Here is a 16,564-nt window from a genome sequence, read left to right on the forward strand (position 1 = left end):
AGTCTGGCGTCATGACCTCCGACGCCCCATCCCAGACCCCCGCCCGACGTGCGCGCACGGCCCTCGACGCCGTGGCCGACGAGCACGTCGCCCGCTCCATCGAGTCCGACCCGTTCCTCGCCACCTCCCTGGGCGTCCCCGGGCACGAGGGCGAGGTGACCGACTACTCCCCCGCCGCGCACGCCGCCCGCACCGACCAGGCCCGTCGGACCCTCGATCGCATCGATCGGACCCCTGACGAGGACGCCGTGGACGCGGTCACCCGCGCCGCCATGCGCGAGCGCCTGGGCCTGGAGATCGAGTTCGCGGACCGCCGCCTCGACGTCGCGAGCGTCAACAACCTCGCCTCGACCCTGCAGATGCGCGACGTGTTCGACCAGATGGCGACCGACACCGCCCAGGACTGGGAGGTCATCGCCGAGCGCCTCGCGAAGATCCCGCAGTCACTCGAGGGCTGGGCCGAGTCCCTCCGCGAGGCCGCCGCCGAGGGGACCGTCTCCGCCCGTCGCCAGCTGGAGCTCGGCGCCGCCCAGGCCCGCGGGTACGCCGAGGACTTCTTCCCCTCCTTCGCGCACGAGGCGATGGGCGACGAGACCCAGCGCGAGCGCGTCCAGGAGGCGGCCGCCGAGGCGTCCCGCGGCTACCAGCGGATCGCGGACGTGCTCGACTCCCTGCGCGACCAGGCTCCGGAGGCCGACGCCGTGGGGCGCGACCACTACCAGCTGGCCTCGCGCCTGTTCCTCGGCGAGGAGGTCGACCTCGAGGAGACGTACGCCTGGGGCATCGACCAGCTGCACGAGATCATCGCCGAGCAGGAGCGGGTGGCGGGCCGGCTGAACGCCCACTACGGCAACGACGGCGGATCCTCGATCGAGGCCGCCCGCGCCTCGCTCGACGCTGACCCCGCGCGGATCCTCCACGGCACCGACGCCCTGCGCGCCTGGATGCAGGAGAAGTCCGACACCGCGCTGCGCGAGCTCACCGGCACCCACTTCGACATCCCCGAGCAGCTGCAGCGCCTGGAGTGCATGATCGCCCGCACGGGCTCCGGCGGCATCTACTACACGGGTCCCAGCGAGGACTTCACGCGGCCCGGCCGGATGTGGTGGGACGTGCCGCCGGAGAACACGGAGTTCCGCACCTGGACGGAGACCACGACCGTCTACCACGAGGGCGTCCCGGGCCATCATCTGCAGGTGGGCACCCAGACCCTCCAGGCCGCGACGCTCAATCGCTGGCGCGCGCTGATGTGCTGGGTCTCCGGGCACGGCGAGGGCTGGGCCCTGTACGCCGAGAAGCTCATGGACTCCCTCGGCCACCTCGAGGACGACGGCGACCGCCTGGGCATGCTCGACTCCCAGCGCATGCGCGCCGGGCGCGTGGTCCTGGACATCGGCCTGCACCTCCAGCTGCCCGTGCCCGAGGGCCTCCCGGGGGCCGACGGCGGGTCATGGACCTTCGACGCCGCCTGGGACTTCATGGCCCCGAACTGGGGCGCGAGCGAGGCCGAGCGCCGCTTCGAGCTGAACCGCTACACGGGCTGGCCCGGCCAGGCCCCGTCCTACGCCGTGGGCCGTCGCACCTGGGAGCAGCTGCGCGCGCAGCACGTCCCCGCGGGCGGAGACCCGCGCGAGTTCCACCGCCGCGCCCTCGAGCTCGGCAGCCTTCCCCTCTCCGTCCTCAAGGAGGCCCTGGCATGAGCACGATCGACGAGTCCCTGCCCCTGCTCCTGCTCGCCTCGGGCTCGGAGGGGCGCCGCGCGACCCTCGAGCGGGCGGGCATCGAGTTCGACCGGATGGCCGCCGATCTCGACGAGGACGGCCTGCTCGAGGCCGCGGGCGATCTCGAGCCCGCCGAGGCGGTGCTGCTGCTCGCCCGCGAGAAGGCCCACGCGGTCGTCGAGGCGTCCGAGGGCGGTTGCGTCGTCCTCGGCTGCGACTCCATGCTCGAGGTCGACGGGGAGGTCATCGGCAAGCCCCACACGCCCGAGCGGGCCAGGGCGCGCTGGCGGGAGCTGCGCGGGCGCAGCGCGGTGCTGCACAGCGGGCACTGGCTCGTGGACGACCGCGACGTCGAGGACGAGGGCACGGGCGCGACGATCGGGGCGACGGCGAGCGCAGAGGTCTCCTTCGCCGATCTCTCCGACGAGGAGATCGAGGCCTACGTCGCGACCGGCGAGCCGCTCGGCGTCGCGGGCGGCTTCACGATCGACGGGATCGGCGGCCCTTTCATCACCTCCGTGACGGGGGATCCGCACGCCGTCGTCGGCCTGAGCCTCCCGCTGCTGCGCGATCTGCTCGCCCAGATCGACATCGGCATCCACGAGCTCTGGCGCGAGGGCTGAGGCCCGGGCGCGGAGTCGCGCGGAGTGAGGTGCGCGGCGCGACGCGCGGGAGGATTCGACGCGCGCTCCCGCTGAACTAGACTCGACCCGATCATCTCCCCCGGAAGGACCCGCCCCATGGCATCTCGCAACTCCCAGCACCGCCCGTTCGGATCGGTGCTCATCGCCAATCGCGGGGAGATCGCGGTGCGTGTGGCCAGGGCCTGCAAGGACGCGGGGCTGCGCTCGATCGCCGTCTACGCGGACCCCGATCGCAACGCCCTGCACACCACGGTGGCCGACGAGGCCTACGCGCTGGGCGGCGAGACCGCCGCGAACTCGTACCTGGTCGTGGACAAGCTCCTGGACATCGCCGAGCGCTCGGGCGCCGAGGCCGTCCACCCCGGATACGGCTTCCTCTCGGAGAACGCCGAGTTCGCGCAGGCCGTGATCGACGCGGGCCTGGTGTGGATCGGTCCGCCCCCGTCGGCCATCGAGTCGCTCGGCGACAAGGTCTCCGCGCGCCACATCGCCGAGAAGGCCGGCGCGCCGCTCGTCGCGGGCACCAAGGACCCTGTCGAGGGCAGCGACGAGGTCGTCGCCTTCGCCCGCGAGCACGGCCTGCCGATCGCGATCAAGGCCGCCTTCGGCGGCGGCGGCCGCGGCCTCAAGGTCGCCCGCGAGGAGTCCGAGGTCCGCGAGCTGTTCGACTCCGCGGTGCGCGAGGCGACCGCCGCCTTCGGCCGCGGCGAGTGCTTCGTCGAGAAGTACCTCGACGCCCCGCGGCACGTGGAGACGCAGTGCCTCGCCGATTCCCACGGCAACATCCAGGTGGTCTCGACCCGCGACTGCTCCCTGCAGCGCCGCCATCAGAAGCTCGTCGAGGAGGCGCCCGCGCCGTACCTCAGCCGCGAGCAGAACGCCGAGCTCGTGGCCGCCTCGAAGTCGATCCTCGCCGAGGCGGGTTACGTGGGCGCCGGCACCTGCGAGTTCCTCGTGGGCACGGACGGCACCATCTCCTTCCTCGAGGTCAACACGCGCCTCCAGGTCGAGCACCCGGTCTCCGAGGAGGTCGCCGGCGTGGACCTGGTGCGCGAGCAGTTCCGCATCGCCGCCGGCGAGAAGATCTCCTCGGCCGACCCGATCGCGCGCGGCCACTCCTTCGAGTTCCGCCTGAACGGCGAGGACGCGGGCCGCGGCTTCCTGCCCTCGCCCGGCGTGGTGAAGCTGTTCTCCCCGCCCTCGGGCCCCGGCGTGCGCGTGGACTCCGGCGTGCGCGAGGGCGACGAGGTCTCGGGCGCCTTCGACTCGATGCTCGGCAAGCTCATCATCACCGGCGCGACCCGCCAGGAGGCGCTCGAGCGCTCCCGCCGCGCGCTCGACGAGTTCCGCATCGAGGGCATGCCCACGGTGCTCCCCTTCCACCGGAAGGTCGTGAGCGACCCGGCGTTCGCGCCGGCGGACCCCAAGACCCCGTTCTCCGTCCACACCCGCTGGATCGAGACCGAGTTCCACAACGACATCCCGCAGGCCGCGCTGCCGGCGCAGCCCGAGGAGCCCGAGGGCCGCGAGTCCGTGGTCGTCGAGGTCGACGGCCGCCGCGTCGAGGTCAGCCTGCCGGCCTCCCTGCGCGCCCCGCAGCAGCCCGTGCGCCAGCGCCGCCGCGTCGGCAAGCGCCAGGCGGAGGCCGGCTCCGCGGGCGGCGCCGCCGTCACCGCGCCGATGCAGGGCACGATCGTGAAGATCATGGTCGAGAACGGGCAGAGCGTCGCCGACGGCGACCTCGTGCTCGTCCTCGAGGCGATGAAGATGGAGCAGCCCATCACCGCGCACCGCTCCGGGAAGATCTCGGGCCTGGACGCCGAGGTCGGCGCCACCGTGTCCGCGGGCGCCGTGCTCTGCAGCATCGAGGACTGAGAGCGCTCGTCACCGCACCCGCACGGGCGCGCGGGTCCGCGCTCCCCGGCCCGTCCCGGGGTGCTGCGGCGCCTACTCCCCCGCGGGCCGTCTCGCCGCCTCGGCGATCGAGCCGGTGAGCGAGGGGTAGACGGTGAAGGCCGAGGCGAGCTCGTCGGCCGTCATCCGCTGCGCGACGGCGAGGGTGATGGGGTGGATGAGCTCGCTCGCCCGCGGGGCGACGACCACCCCGCCCATCACGGTCCCCGATCCGGGGCGCACGACGAGCTTCACGAAACCGGCCGTGAGCCCCTGCATCTTCGCGCGCGGGTTCGTCGCGAGCGGGAGCACGTGCACCTCGCCGTCGGCCCCGTCGACGAGCTCGCGGGCGCCGAGCCCGACCATGGCGATCTCGGGGCTCGTGAACACGGCCGAGGACACCTGCTGGTGGATGAGCGGGCTCACCGCATCGCCGAGGGCGTGGTGCATGGCGATGCGCCCCTGCATGGCGGCGACGGAGGCGAGCGGGTGGACGCCCGTGCAGTCGCCCGCCGCGTAGACCCCGCGCACGGAGGTGCGGGAGACCCGGTCGGTGTCGATGTGACCGCTCGGCCGCAGGCGCACGCCCGCCTCCTCGAGCCCCAGCCCCGCGGTCGCGGGGACCGCGCCGAGGGCCATCAGCACGTGGCTCCCGCGGATCTCCCGGCCGTCCTCGAGGGTGACGAGGACCCCTTCCCCGCTGCCGTCACCGTCGTCCCCGCCGTCGGCGCCGTCGCCGTCGGCGACCCGTTCGCGCCGCGCGGACGCGGCGCGCGAGCGGGAGCACAGGGTGACGCCGCGGCGGGTGAAGGCCTCCTCGAGCACGGCCGCGGCGTCCTCGTCGCCTCCCGGGAGCACCCGGTCGCGCGAGGAGACCAGGGTGACCTCGCTGCCGAGGGCGCGGTAGGCGCTCGCGAACTCGGCGCCGGTGACGCCCGAGCCGACGACGATCAGGTGCGAGGGCAGCTCGTCGAGGTCGTAGAGCTGGGTCCAGGACAGGATCCGCTCGCCGTCGGGGCGCCCCTCGGGCAGCTCGCGGGGTCGCGCGCCGACGGACAGCAGGACCACGTCGGCCGGGAGCACCTCGACGACCTCGCCGTCCGCCGAGAGCACCGCCACGTGCTCGGCGTCCTCGAGGCGTCCGCGTCCCGCGCGCACCACGACGCCGGAGGCCGCGAGCGAGGCCGCGATGTCCTCCGACTGGGCGCGGGCGAGGGCGCGCAGCCGCTCGTTCACGCGCGCGAGGTCCACCGTGAGGGACCCGGCGACGGGCTCTCCGGCGTCCTCGGCGTCGCGGATGCCGAGCCCGGCCGAGGCGCCGACGAGGTCGAGGACGTCGGCCGTGGCGACGAGGCTCTTGGAGGGGACCACGTCGGTGAGCACCGCCGCGCCGCCGATGCCGCGCTCCTCGACGAGGGTCACCCGGGCGCCGGTGCGCGCGGCCGTCAGCGCCGCCTCGTACCCGCCTGGACCTCCGCCGATGATCACGACCCGCGGCTTCGCGCCGTCGTCGGCGCCGGTGCGGTCGGGGTCCGGGGGCAGTGCTGTGCTCGGATCGGCCATCTGCTCATTGTGGCCCACGAGCCGCCGTAGGCTGGGGCGCATGAGCGAACTCGACGTCGATCCCCAGGCCGCGGCCCGCGAGGCGGCCGCCCGCATCGCCGAACTCAGCGGCGTCCCCCGTCATGACATCGCCCTGGTGCTGGGCTCCGGGTGGGGCGGCGCGGCCGACCTGCTGGGTGAGACCGTCTGGGAGGCTCCCGCGACCCAGGTCCCCGGCTTCCGCGCGCCCGCTCTCGCGGGCCACGTGGGGACGCTGCGCTCCATCGCGATCGAGGGCGGCGACGCCCACGCGCTCGTGATCGGGGCCCGCACCCACTACTACGAGGGCGCGGGGGTCGAGGCGGTGGTGCACGGCGTGCGCACCGCCGCGGCGACCGGCGCCGGCACCATGGTGCTGACCAACGGGTGCGGCGGGATCGACGAGTCCTGGGCGCCCGGCACCCCGGTGCTGATCTCCGACCAGATCAACTTCACGGGCGCGAGCCCGCTGCGCGGCGCGACCTTCGTGGACGTCACCGATCTGTACACCCCGCACCTGCGGGACGTGGCCCACGAGGTCGACCCCTCCCTCGCCGAGGGCGTGTACATGCAGTTCCGCGGCCCCAGCTACGAGACCCCCGCCGAGGTCCGCATGGCGCGCACGATGGGCGCGACGCTCGTGGGCATGTCCACCGCGCTCGAGGCGATCGCCGCCCGCGAGGCGGGCATGGACATCCTGGGCATCTCCCTGGTGACGAACCTGGCGGCCGGCATCAGCCCGACCCCGCTCAGCCACGAGGAGGTCGTCGAGGCGGGCCGCGAGGCCGGGCCGCGCATCGCAGACCTGCTCGCGCGCGTGGTGCGCAGGATCGCCGAGGCCGTGTGATGATCGACGCGCAGCTGCGCTCCCGCGCGCAGGAGTGGATGGACGACGATCCCGACCCGTCGACGCGGACCGCGCTGCAGGGCCTGCTCGACCAGGCGGACGGAGAGGGCCAGGAGGCCGCGGCCGCGGCCGAGGAGCTGGCCGACGCCTTCGACGGCACCCTCGCCTTCGGCACCGCGGGCCTGCGCGGTCGCATGGGCCCCGGCCCGCACCGCATGAACCTCTCCGTGGTCTCCCGCGCCGCCCGCGGCCTGGCCGACCACCTGCTCGGCGAGCTCGGCCGAGGCGGCACCGACGCGGCGCCGCTCGTGGTGATCGGGCACGACGCCCGCCACCACTCCGAGGCCTTCGCGCGGGAGTCCGCGGCGATCATGACGGCCGCCGGCTGCCGGGTGGTGCTCTCCGACGGGCACTGTCCGACCCCGCTCGTGGCCTTCGCGACCCGGCACCTGGACGCCGACGCCGGGGTCGTCGTCACCGCCTCCCACAATCCTCCGGCCGACAACGGCTACAAGGTGTACCTGGGCGGCCGTGCGAGCGACGCCGACGGGCGGGGCGTGCAGATCGTCCCGCCGTCGGATGCGCAGATCGCCGCGCGCATCGCGGCCGTCGGCCCCGTCCGGGAGATCCCGCGGGCGGAGTCGGGCTGGGCGGTCATGGACCCCGCCGTCCCCGAGGCCTATCTCGAGGCGATCTCCACGATCCTGCAGCCGGACTCGCCGCGCGAGGCGCGGATCGTGCACACCGCCATGCACGGCGTCGGCGGGGCGACGGCGATCGCCGCCCTCCACCGGAACGGCTTCACGGATGTGCACTCGGTCGCCAAGCAGGCCGATCCGGACCCGGACTTCCCCACCGTCGCCTTCCCCAACCCCGAGGAGAAGGGCGCGATCGACCTCGCCCTCGAGCTCGCGCGGACCGTCGAGGCCGACGTGGTGATCGCGAACGATCCCGATGCCGACCGCTGCGCCGCCGCGGTCGTGGATCCCCACCTGGGCGGCTGGCGGATGCTCACGGGCGACGAGCTGGGCGTGCTGCTGGGGGCGCGGCTCATGCGCGTGCACGGCACCCGCGGCGTGTTCGCGAACTCGGTGGTCTCCTCCCGCTGGCTCTCGCGGGTCGCCGAGGCCGAGGGCCGCGGGTCGGCGACCACGCTGACCGGCTTCAAGTGGATCTCCCGCGCCCCGGGCATCGTCTTCGGCTACGAGGAGGCGATCGGCTACTGCGTCCTGCCGGACGTGGTGCGCGACAAGGACGGGCTCTCGACGGCGCTGCTGGTCGCGGAGGCCGCGGCCGACGCGCGCTCGCGCGGACGCAGCCTCGTGGAGGATCTCGACGACCTCGCGCGGTCCACGGGGCTCTTCGCGACCTCTCAGCTCTCGATCCGCGTCACCGAGCTCTCCGAGCGCGACGTGATGATGGCGCGCCTGCGCGAGCAGCCGCCCCGCGCTCTCGCGGGCAGCGCCGTCACCGAGGTGCAGGACCTCGCCGAGGGATCCGTGGCGACCACGGGCCTGCCCCCGACCGACGGCGTGCTGCTCGCGACGGCCGACGACTCCCGCGTGATCGTGCGGCCCTCCGGCACCGAGCCCAAGCTCAAGTGCTACATCGAGGTGCACGAGGCGGTGGCCCCTGAGGCTGACGCGGCAGCGCTCGGCGACGTGCGGACGACCGCCGCCGCACACCTCGAGCAGATCACCCAGGAGATGCGGACGTCCCTGACCGGGGCATGAGGGGCGCCATGCAGAGGATCGCCGTCGTCGGATCGGGCGGGAGCGGCAAGACCTACGTGTCCCGCGCGCTCGGGAAGATGCTCGACGTCCCGGTCACGCATCTCGACGCCGTGTACTACGACGAGGACTGGCATCCGCTGCCCGCCGAGCAGTTCGCAGCGCGCCAGCGCGACATGGTCAGCGGGGACCGGTGGGTGATCGACGGGAATCACTGCGCGACGCTTCCGATCCGTCTTGCCGCATGCGACACCGTGGTGATGATGGACGTGTCCACGGCAAGCGCACTCCTCGGGGTCCTCTGGCGACAGCTGCGCCATGGCGCCGGCCACCACGCGAACGGGGTGCACAACCGTCTGAACCTCGGCGTGCTCTGGTACGTCGCGACCTACCGGCGGCGCATGCGTCCCCGGATGATCGCCGAGATGGCCCAGGTCGCCGAGCACGTCGACGTCGTGCGACTGACGAGCCGACGGCGGGCGCGACGCTGGCTGCGTGACCTCTCGGCGCGCCGATCGACGATCCCGGTGCGAGACGCGCACCCCACGACGCACGGAGGAGATGACCAGTGATGACCGATGGTCCGCGCGAGAGCGGTCTGCTCCCCGTCGCCGACGGCCAGAGCATCTACTGGGAGGAATGGGGCGCCCCGGACGGTGTGCCCGCCCTGTATCTCCACGGCGGTCCGGGCGGCGGGCTCGGCAGGAGCGGGTACCGCTACCGGTTCGACCTCGAGCGCACCCGGGTGATCGGACTCGAGCAGCGCGGCTGCGGACGTTCGCTGCCGCACGCCTCGGATCCCGAGGTGCCCCTGGCGGCGCACACGACGCAGCACCTCATCGACGACATCGAGGCCCTGCGCGAGGCGCGCGGCGTGGAGCGCTGGATCCTCAACGGGGTGTCCTGGGGCTCCACCCTCGCCCTCGCGTACGCGCAGTCCCATCCCGAGCGGGTGCTCGGCGTGGTGCTGTTCGCGGTGACGACGACCCGCCGCCGGGAGATCGACTGGATCACCGAGGGCGTGGGGGCGATCTTCCCGGAGGCCTGGGACCGCTTCGCCTCCTTCGCCGAGGGCGCGGGCATTGGATTTGCGCGCGGTGAGGGCCGGATCGTCGAGGCCTACGCTCGCCTGGTGAACTCCGCGGACGCGGCCGTGCGCGACGCGGCCTCGCGGGAGTGGGCGCTGTGGGAGGACACCCACGTCTCGATCGGCGTCGGGGCCGCCGACAGTCCCGGCGGCCGCAACGGAGCGCAGCACAACGGGCCTCGCCCCGCAGTGCGCCGCGATCCGCGCTGGGAGGACGACGCGTTCCGTCTCGCCTTCGTGCGCCTGACCACGCACTACTGGTCGCACGACGGATTCCTGGACCCGCCGCTGCTCGAGAACATGGCGGCGCTGGAGGGGGTGCCCGCGGTGCTGATCCATGGTCGCCGGGACGTCTCGGGCCCTGCCGTGACGGCGTGGGAGCTGCACCGCCGCTGGCCGGGATCGACGCTCGTCATCGACGAGCAGGACGGGCACGGCGGCACGTCCATGGTCGAGGCGTGGAGCGCCGCGAACGCGAGGCTGCTCGATCCCGTCGGCCCCTGATCAGCGCTCGCGGCGCCGGTGCCAGATCTGATGGGCGCGGCCGCTGGGCAGCGTGACCGACTCGATGACGAAGTCGTCGGAGGAGGGCAGGCCGCCTTCGAGCAGACGCGTGCCCGATCCGATGGTGACCGGCACGATCGTGAGGTGCATCGTGTCGACGAGGTCGGCCGCGAGGAACTCCCGCACCGTGGTCGGTCCACCGCCGATCCGCACGTCCGTGCCCGGGGCGAGCTCATGCGCCCTCTGCAGGGCCTCCTGCGGCGAGGCGTCCAGGAAGTGGAAGACGGTGCCGTTGTCGAAGGCGATCGGCTCGCGCTCGTGGTGGGTGAGGACGATGACGGGCGTGCGGAACGGCGGCTCCTCGCCCCACCAGCCGCGCCAGCCGTCATCGGGCCACGGCCCCGTCTGCGGGCCGAACTTGCGTCGGCCCATGATCTCGACGCCGATGCCCTGGCCCCACAGGCTCGTCATCGCGGCGTCGAAGCTGGGGTCCTCGACCTTGTCGACGCCGTGGATGGCGCGGCCGTCGAACCCTCGGGTGAGCGCGATCGCCTCTCCGAACGGCTCCTCGAAGGTCACGTAGGAGCCTGCGGCGAACCCGTCGAGGGAGACGAACATGCCCTGCACGCGGGTCCGCGAGGCATCGGCGGAGGTCGTGGTGTCGGTGCGGTCGGCGCTCATGCCTCGAGTATGCGCGCCGTGCTCTCCGCGCGCGTGTCCGTTCGTGCGGGCCCTGACCTCGCTCTCCCGCGGGAGCTCCCGGCTGCTCGGAAATCGCTGGTCCCCCGATGCGCGCGGGCATACCCTCGCGCCATGACCGGACTGGCACTGGACGGCATCGACGTCGACGCGCACTCGCCCGAGATGCTCGCGGTCTTCTGGGCCGCACTCCTCGACCGCGAGGCGGCACCTGACACAGCACCCGGGACGGGAGGCGACTGGTGCGTCGTGCCGAGCGGCCGTGCGGGTGAGGGTGAGGGTGAGGGCCTCCGCCTGCGCTTCGTGCCGACGAGCATCCCGAAGGCCTCACAGAACCGCATCCACCTCGATCTCACCACCACGAGCGCCTTGTCGATGGAGGCGATGATCGCGCGTGCGCTCCGCGCAGGGGGTCGGCGGGCCGACATCGGCCAGGGCGATGAGGACCCGCACGAGGTGCTCGCGGATCCCGAGGGCAACGAGATGTGCATCATCGAGCCGGGCAACGGATTCCTCCGCGGCACCGGGGTGATCGGCGCCGTCAACTGCGACGGCACCCACGCGCTGGGCGGGTTCTGGAGTGCGGCCCTGGGCTGGCCGCTGGTCTGGGACGAGGGCGAGGAGACCGCGCTCCAGTCGCCCCGCGGCGGTGCCAAGATCACCTGGTCGGGCACGCCTCTGATGCCACGCCACGGGAGGGACCGGATCCGCCTCGCGCTCCGCGTCCGGGACGACGCGGAGCTGGATGCTGCGTGCGAGCGGCTGGAGCGCCTCGGCGCGCGCGTCGCATCAGCGGGCGGTCCGCCGGCCGGGGCATCATCGACGACGATGGCGGATCCGGACGGCAACGAGTTCGTCGTGCGCGTCGCCCTGCCGCACTGAGCGGATCTGCACGCCCGACCCGAACTCAGCGCCCGCGGGCGGCCGCCTTCGCGAGCAGCCCCGTGGGGAGGAAGCGGGTGAGTGCGACGATCGCCCGGTAGCGGCGGCTCGGCACGGAGATCGCCCTGCCGCGGGCGACGTCGTGCAGGGACTCCTCGACGACCCGCGGCGCATCGAGCCACATCCACCCGGGGATGCCCTCCTTGCCCCGCGCCAGGCCCATCCGGGCATGGAACTCCGTGTGGGTGAAGCCGGGGCAGACCGCCGTGACGCTCACGCCGCGCGGCCGGTATCGGGCGTTCGCCCAGCGGGAGAAGCTCACGGTCCAGGCCTTCGCGGCCGAGTACGTGGAGCGCGGGGTGAAGGCGGCGACCGAGGCGATGTTCAGGATCGCCCCGCGCCCGCGCTCGAGCATGCCGGGGAGGACCGCATGCATCAGTCGCATGGGCACCTCGTCGTGCAGGCGCAGATGGCGCACCTCGTCCTCGATGTCGTTGCGCTCGAAGGCGAGGGGCAGTCCGAAGCCGGCGCTGCTCACGAGGACGTCGACGGGACGCGAGGGCTCCGAGAGCCGGGCGACGACGGCCTGCACGTCCGCGTCCTGCGCGAGGTCCGCGGACAGCACCTCGATGCCGTCGGCGCCGAGGCTCTCGAGCTCGGTCGCCAGCTCCTCGAGCGCCGATGCCCGGCGCGCGACGAGGACCAGATGATCGCCGCGACGGGCGAGGGCACGCGCGTACTCCGCGCCCAGTCCCGCGCTCGCCCCGGTGATGAGCGACGTCCGCGTCATCGGTGCTCTCCCGACCCCGTGCTCAGTACCCGGAGCCGGCGGCGTCGCCCTCGAGGACGCCGCGGGAGCCGGAGAGGCCGAGCCGGGAGGCGCCGGCGGCGACCATCGCCTCGGCGGCCTCGCGCGTGCGTACGCCGCCCGAGGCCTTCACGCCGAGCCGGTCGCCGACCGTCCTGCGCATGAGGGCGACCGCGTGCTCGGTGGCTCCGCCCGCGGGGTGGAAGCCGGTGGAGGTCTTCACGAAGTCGGCGCCCGCGCGCTCGGCCGCCTCGCACACGGCCACGATCTGCTCGTCGCTGAGCACGGCCGACTCGATGATCACCTTGAGCACGGTCGGTGCGGGAACCGCCTCGCGCACGGCGCGGATGTCGGCCTCGACGCCGTCGACGTCGCCGGAGACCGCGAGGCCCACGTTGATGACCATGTCGACCTCGTCCGCCCCGCGCGCGACGGAGTCCGCGGCCTCGGCGGCCTTGATCGAGCTCTGGTGCTGGCCCGAGGGGAAGCCGCACACGGTCGCGACCTTGACGGTGGTCTGGACCGGGAGCATCGAGGGCGAGACGCAGATCGAGTAGGTGCCGAGCTCCTCGGCCTCGCGGGCGAGGGCGTCGACGTCGGCCCGCGTGGCCTCGGGCTTGAGCAGGGTGTGGTCGATCATCGGGGCGAGCTGATCATTCGGGAGGTTCGTCATGACGCAGATTCTTCCACGCGCAGCTCGGGGGCGGGACTGCCCCAACACACGCCGACGCCACCTATCTACCTGTGTGATAGGTTCGATTCGTCGTTCGGCGCCGCACGCAGGATCCGCCCCGAGGGCTTCACCCCCGGCGCACCCGATGCGCCCCGTCGCCGGGCACAGCGATCCCCACTCAGTCCCTCCCGAGGAGTCCCGTCGATGTCGACGTCCGTGCAGTCGTCACCCCCAGAGCGCGCCACCCTGTCCGCGCACGTGGATCCGTACAGGGTCGACGGCTCGCAGATCACCGATCCGCCGCGCACCTTCCGCGGCAAGCTGCGCTTCCTGGGTCCGGGCATGATCACCTCGGCCGCCGTCGTCGGCTCCGGCGAGCTGCTCACCGCGACCACGCTGGGCGCGCAGGTCGGCTTCATGCTGCTGTGGCTCGTGCTGGTCTCGACGTTCCTCAAGGTATGGGTGCAGATCGAGCTCGCCCGCTGGTCGATCTCCACCGGCAGGGTCGCGATCGACGGCTACGACGACGTCCCTCCCCGCATCCTCAAGCGCGGCTGGATCTCCTGGCTCGTGCTGCTGATGTTCCTGCAGTTCTTCATCGGCCAGGCCGGCGTGATCAGCGCCTCCGCCTTCGCCTTCAGCTCCCTGATGCCGATCGGCTCCGAGCCCTATTCGCTGCTGTCCATCGGCGTGTGGGTCGCGATCCTCGTGGCGGTCGCGATCGGGATCCATGTCTTCAACCGCTACGCGGTCGTCGAGAACGTCTCGACGGTGCTCGTGCTCGTGGTGACCGCCTTCGCCGTGATCATGCTGTTCCTGCTCAACGGCACCGACTACGCATGGACCCTGGGTGACGTGGCCGACGGCATGCAGCTGCGGATCGCCGCGGGATCCGCGGGCGTCGCCCTGGCGATGTTCGGCATGACCGGCGTCGGCGCCGGCGAGACCACCGCCTACACCTACTGGGTCGTCGAGAAGGGCTACGCGGCCTGGACGGGCGTCGACGACGGCTCGCAGGCCTGGATCGACCGCGCCCGCGGATGGATCTCGGTGATGAAGGTCGACGTCTGGGTCTCCTGGGTCATCTACACCTGTTCGACCGCGGCCTTCTTCATGCTCGGCGCGGCCGTCCTGCACCCGCAGGGCCTGGTGCCGGAGGGCAACGAGGTGATGGTGACGATCTCGTCGATCTTCGACTCGACGGTCGGCACCTGGGGCGGGGTCGTCTTCCTCGCCGGCGCGGGCCTCGCCCTGTTCAAGACGATCCTCGCGAACGTCCCGAGCCTGGGCCGCCAGGTCGGGCACACCCTTGCGATCTTCGGCGCCTACGACTGGTCCGACCAGGTGGTCCGCGACCGCTGGCAGCGGGTGATCATGATCGTGCTGCCGATCGGATGGGGCGTGCTCGGCACGCTCGTCTCCTCGCCGCTGGCCCTCGTGGTCATCGCGGGCATCCTCAACGCGATCTTCCTCATCGGCGCCGCGATCGCGACCCTGTACCTCGCGCGCACGCAGACCTCGCCGGCGATCCGCGACGGGCGTCCCACTTCGGTGATGCTGTGGATCTCCGCGATCGCGATCATCATGGTGGGTGTGATCGGACTGGTGAACTCCCTGTGAGCACGACGCCCGCCTGGGCCTACCTCTCGGACGACGGGACCGGCGAGGAGGGGACGGCCCTCAGCCGCGAGTCCCTCGCCGCCCGCGCCCGCCAGGCGGTGCTCGACCTCATCGACGACGAGGGGCTCGGCGAGGGCGACACCCTGCCCGCGACCGGCGCGCTCGCCGAGCGCTTCGGTGTCTCGCGCACGGTCGTCCGTGAGGCGCTGAGCGCGCTCGCGGCGCTGGGCATCATCGAGATCGCCAACGGTCGCAGCGCGAGCGTGCGCGCACCGGACCACTCCCTCATCCGCTTCTCCCTCGCGCGCGCCCTGCGCGAGTCGCCGGGCGGAGGATTCACCGCCCTCATGGACCTGCGCTCCCCGCTCGAGGCGCGGGCGGCCCGCCTCGCCGCCGTGTCCCTCGCGTCCGAGGAGCGGTCGGAGGACCGTCAGGGCCTCGCCGACCTGCTCCGGGAGATGGGCGAGGCTCTCGAGGACTCCGAGCGCTACCCGCAGCTGGACCTGCGCCTGCACGGCGAGATCGCCCGGCTCAGCGGGAACCTCGCGCTGCAGGGCGTGCTCGACGCCGTGCGCACTCCGCTGTTCCGCGCCATGCAGGACCTGCGCGCGACGCGCGACACCCGCGGCCTCGTGGGCGCCGAGCACGCCGAGCACGTCCGCATCGTCGAGGCGATCCTCGCGGGGAACGCCCGCGGCGCCGAGGCCGCCATGGCCGAGCACATGGAGGCCGTCGCCTCCCTGGACGCGCCGGCCGCGCCCGGACGCACGCGCCCGGGTTGAGCCCGCGGGGCCGCTCCCGCTCCCACTTCGCTTCCGCTCCACCGCTCCACCGCTCCCTCGAAAGGCGAACACCATGCGCGCTCTCCAGCTCCAGAAGGCACAGGACCTCCGGGTCGTCGACCGCGAGATCCCAGAGCTCGGTCCCGACGACGTCCAGATCGACGTCGAGTGGGGCGGCATCTGCGGCTCGGACCTCGGCTACTGGCGCCACGGCGCGACCGGGACCGCCCAGATGCGCCACCCGCTCGTGCTGGGCCACGAGGTCTCCGGCCGCATCCGCGCCCTCGGCCAGGACGTCGAGGGGCTGACGGTGGGCCAGGCGGTCACCGTCCACCCCGCGCGCACCACCGGTCCCCTGCCCGAGCGCCTCGCCGGACGGGACAACCTCCATCCCGATCTCACCTACCTGGGCTCCGCCATGCGCGACCCGCACACCGACGGCGGCTTCGCACAGGTGCTGCAGGTGCGCGCCGCGCAGGTGGTCCCGCTGCCCGAGGGCCTCGACACGCGACGGGCCGTGCTCGCGGAGCCGCTGGGCGTCGCGATGCACGCCGTCCACCGGGCGGGCGACGTCGAGGGCGCGCACGTGCTGGTCAGCGGCTGCGGCCCCGTCGGCCTCCTGGTCGTCCTCGCCGTGAAGGCCGCGGGCGCCGCCCACGTCACCGCGATCGACCTCGCCGAGCCCGCGCGCGCCGCGGCCGCCTCCGTGGGGGCCGACGTCACGACCGACTCCCCCGAGGGCATGGACGAGCGCATCAGCGTCGCCTTCGAGTGCTCCGGGGCGCCCGCCTCCCTCGACGGGATCATCCGCTGCATCCCCCGCGCCTCCACGATCGTGCAGGTCGGGAACCTGCCCGTGACTCCCGTGACGGTCTCCCTGGGGCCGATCGTCTCCAAGGAGATCGACTACCGCGGCACCTTCCGCTTCGTCGCCGAGATCGAGGACGCGGTGCGCCTGCTGGCCGGGAGCGACACGGCGGAGCGCGTGATCAGCCACGAGTTCCCCCTCGACGAGGCCGAGGCCGCCTTCACCACCGCCGGGACCGATCCCACGAGCAGCAAGGTGATCCTGCGCATCGGCTGAGCGGGCGGT

General features: G+C 73.2%; 15 protein-coding genes. 11 read left to right on the top strand and 4 right to left on the bottom strand.

Annotated elements, in window-relative coordinates; all coding sequences use genetic code 11:
- Positions 1 to 11 precede the first annotated feature (11 nt).
- The 3 genes from MHY49_RS01480 to MHY49_RS01490 all read left to right on the top strand — a co-directional run bounded on the left by MHY49_RS01480 (position 12) and on the right by MHY49_RS01490 (position 4,240).
- A complete protein-coding gene (locus MHY49_RS01480; protein WP_239202038.1) occupies positions 12 to 1,700 on the top strand; it encodes a DUF885 domain-containing protein in 1,689 nt (562 codons plus the stop codon).
- Positions 1,697 to 2,344 (top strand): nucleoside triphosphate pyrophosphatase, encoded by a 648-nt coding sequence (locus tag MHY49_RS01485; RefSeq protein WP_239202040.1) that lies wholly within the window; start codon positions 1,697 to 1,699, stop codon positions 2,342 to 2,344. The genes MHY49_RS01480 and MHY49_RS01485 overlap by 4 nt, the downstream gene beginning before the upstream one ends.
- A gap of 117 nt (positions 2,345 to 2,461) precedes the next feature.
- Positions 2,462 to 4,240, top strand: a complete 1,779-nt coding sequence (locus MHY49_RS01490) for a biotin carboxylase N-terminal domain-containing protein (RefSeq protein WP_239202041.1) — start codon at positions 2,462 to 2,464, stop codon at positions 4,238 to 4,240.
- A 72-nt stretch (positions 4,241 to 4,312) separates the two neighbouring features.
- Here MHY49_RS01490 and MHY49_RS01495 read toward each other — a convergent pair whose 3' ends face one another.
- Positions 4,313 to 5,821 (bottom strand): NAD(P)H-quinone dehydrogenase, encoded by a 1,509-nt coding sequence (locus MHY49_RS01495; RefSeq protein ID WP_239202043.1) that lies wholly within the window; start codon positions 5,819 to 5,821, stop codon positions 4,313 to 4,315.
- A gap of 40 nt (positions 5,822 to 5,861) precedes the next feature.
- Between MHY49_RS01495 and MHY49_RS01500 the strand changes: the two genes are divergently transcribed.
- From MHY49_RS01500 to MHY49_RS01515, 4 genes are read left to right on the top strand one after another with little or no spacing between them, the layout of a single operon-like run.
- A complete protein-coding gene (locus MHY49_RS01500) occupies positions 5,862 to 6,686 on the top strand; it encodes a purine-nucleoside phosphorylase (RefSeq protein WP_239202045.1) in 825 nt (274 codons plus the stop codon).
- Positions 6,686 to 8,419: a phospho-sugar mutase gene (locus tag MHY49_RS01505; protein ID WP_239202047.1), complete on the top strand. Its 1,734-nt coding sequence runs from the start codon at positions 6,686 to 6,688 to the stop codon at positions 8,417 to 8,419. The genes MHY49_RS01500 and MHY49_RS01505 overlap by 1 nt, the downstream gene beginning before the upstream one ends.
- Before the next feature lie 8 nt (positions 8,420 to 8,427).
- On the top strand, positions 8,428 to 8,988 hold the full coding sequence (locus MHY49_RS01510) for a hypothetical protein (protein ID WP_239202049.1): 561 nt from the start codon (positions 8,428 to 8,430) through the stop codon (positions 8,986 to 8,988).
- Complete coding sequence (locus MHY49_RS01515; RefSeq protein WP_239202051.1) at positions 8,988 to 10,007, top strand: alpha/beta fold hydrolase; 1,020 nt, start codon at positions 8,988 to 8,990, stop codon at positions 10,005 to 10,007. Before MHY49_RS01510 ends, MHY49_RS01515 begins: the two co-directional genes overlap by 1 nt.
- Here the strand turns inward: MHY49_RS01515 and MHY49_RS01520 are convergent, their stop codons facing one another.
- Complete coding sequence (locus tag MHY49_RS01520; protein ID WP_239202053.1) at positions 10,008 to 10,688, bottom strand: dihydrofolate reductase family protein; 681 nt, start codon at positions 10,686 to 10,688, stop codon at positions 10,008 to 10,010.
- Between the two features lie 132 nt (positions 10,689 to 10,820).
- Between MHY49_RS01520 and MHY49_RS01525 the strand changes: the two genes are divergently transcribed.
- The gene (locus MHY49_RS01525) at positions 10,821 to 11,588 is read left to right on the top strand and encodes a VOC family protein (protein ID WP_239202055.1); all 768 of its coding nucleotides are present in this window, start codon (positions 10,821 to 10,823) and stop codon (positions 11,586 to 11,588) included.
- Positions 11,589 to 11,613: 25 nt separating this feature from the next.
- Here MHY49_RS01525 and MHY49_RS01530 read toward each other — a convergent pair whose 3' ends face one another.
- Both MHY49_RS01530 and deoC read right to left on the bottom strand, forming a co-directional pair.
- Entirely contained in the window at positions 11,614 to 12,378 is a 765-nt protein-coding gene (locus tag MHY49_RS01530; RefSeq protein WP_239202057.1) for an SDR family oxidoreductase, read from the bottom strand.
- Positions 12,379 to 12,400: 22 nt separating this feature from the next.
- Positions 12,401 to 13,069: a deoxyribose-phosphate aldolase gene (gene deoC / locus MHY49_RS01535; RefSeq protein WP_239202059.1), complete on the bottom strand. Its 669-nt coding sequence runs from the start codon at positions 13,067 to 13,069 to the stop codon at positions 12,401 to 12,403.
- Between the two features lie 204 nt (positions 13,070 to 13,273).
- Here deoC and MHY49_RS01540 point away from each other — a divergent pair, with 204 nt between their 5' ends.
- From MHY49_RS01540 to MHY49_RS01550, 3 genes are all read left to right on the top strand, one after another.
- Positions 13,274 to 14,689, top strand: a complete 1,416-nt coding sequence (locus MHY49_RS01540) for an Nramp family divalent metal transporter (RefSeq protein ID WP_239202061.1) — start codon at positions 13,274 to 13,276, stop codon at positions 14,687 to 14,689.
- A complete protein-coding gene (locus tag MHY49_RS19260; protein WP_239202063.1) occupies positions 14,686 to 15,471 on the top strand; it encodes an FCD domain-containing protein in 786 nt (261 codons plus the stop codon). The genes MHY49_RS01540 and MHY49_RS19260 overlap by 4 nt, the downstream gene beginning before the upstream one ends.
- Positions 15,472 to 15,544: 73 nt before the next feature.
- Positions 15,545 to 16,555: an L-idonate 5-dehydrogenase gene (locus MHY49_RS01550; protein WP_239202065.1), complete on the top strand. Its 1,011-nt coding sequence runs from the start codon at positions 15,545 to 15,547 to the stop codon at positions 16,553 to 16,555.
- Positions 16,556 to 16,564: the final 9 nt, after the last annotated feature.

It is taken from the genome of Brachybacterium sp. ACRRE (assembly GCF_022346485.1).
Taxonomy (GTDB): Bacteria; Actinomycetota; Actinomycetes; order Actinomycetales; family Dermabacteraceae; genus Brachybacterium; species Brachybacterium halotolerans.